This window comes from Flavobacterium rhamnosi (assembly GCF_048286515.1).
In the GTDB taxonomy this organism is placed as follows: domain Bacteria; phylum Bacteroidota; class Bacteroidia; order Flavobacteriales; family Flavobacteriaceae; genus Flavobacterium.
This window is the reverse complement of the sequence record NZ_JBLVPS010000060.1, coordinates 1-1,042: the sequence shown is the minus strand read 5'-3', so window position 1 is coordinate 1,042 and position 1,042 is coordinate 1. Positions and strand designations below refer to the sequence as shown.

Here is a 1,042-nt window from a genome sequence, read left to right as displayed (position 1 = left end):
ATGCGAATCAAGGGTTGAAAAGTAACAGGAAATATACACAAATAATAAGAAATATCTTTCAATTTATTTGTTTTAAAGTCTGAAAATCAGTACATTTAAGGTGTGTCCTAAGCACTTTTAAACATATGATTATTCAGACTAAAGCCGTAAAAATAGTACAAATTTATTCAACAATTTGTGAGCAATTTGAAAAAGATTTAAAATATACATGTCAACGATTCAGCAATAACGACAAGCAAGATTTAACAGATGAAGAAATTATGACAATTTACTTATTCGCATTAGAAGAGGAACAACGAATTACCATAAAGCAAATCCATAGATTCGCTGTGGAATATCTACGTTCCTGGTTTCCAAATCTTGGTTCTTATTCTGCGTTTTCCAATCGATTGAATCGATTGTCAGAAACTTTCAAAGAACTGGTAACTAGCTTGATTACAGATTACTGTCCTGGGGATTGTTTTTTTGATCAGAGCTTATTGGACTCAATGCCGATTATAACCTGTTCTGGAAAGCGTTCGGGAAAAGTTGCCAAAGACATTACAGATAAAGGATATTGTTCTACAAAAAGCATGTATTATTATGGAGTTAAACTTCATGCATTAGCTTTTAGACGAGAAAACAAAATTCCTTTTCCCGAGGAGATACAAATTACCCCGGCATCTGTCAATGATTTAACCGTATTCAAAGAGGCATGGTCAACCAAAGAAGATAGATTCTTTTTTGGCGATAAAATCTATCAAAACAAAGAATTTTTCTCTGATTTTGAGAAAGAAAAAAACTCTGTAATGATGACGCCTGTTAAAGCAGTAAAAGGAGAATGTCAAGAAATTAGAAATAGAGACAAAGCTTCAAACGACCTGTATTCAACTGCAGTATCAAGGGTTAGACAACCTATTGAATCCCTTTTCAATTGGTTAATTGAAAAAACCAATATTCAAAGAGCATCCAAAGTTAGATCTACAAAAGGCTTGTTAGTACATCTGTTTGGAAAGATAGCAGCTGCATTTATAAACTTAATTTTTTAACCCTTGATTCGCAT

At 32.7% G+C, this 1,042-nt stretch carries 1 protein-coding gene; it reads left to right on the top strand.

Features of this window, described 5'->3' with window-relative positions; translation table 11 throughout:
* Nucleotides 1-125: 125 nt before the first annotated feature.
* A complete protein-coding gene (locus ACNQGN_RS18915) occupies nt 126-1,028 on the top strand; it encodes a transposase (RefSeq protein ID WP_417989372.1) in 903 nt (300 codons plus the stop codon).
* Nucleotides 1,029-1,042: the final 14 nt, after the last annotated feature.

Excerpts from the sequence above, each read along its gene's own strand:
- ACNQGN_RS18915 (WP_417989372.1), top strand. The coding sequence starts at position 126 with ATGATTATTCAGACTAAAGCCGTAAAAATAGTACAAATTTATTCAACA.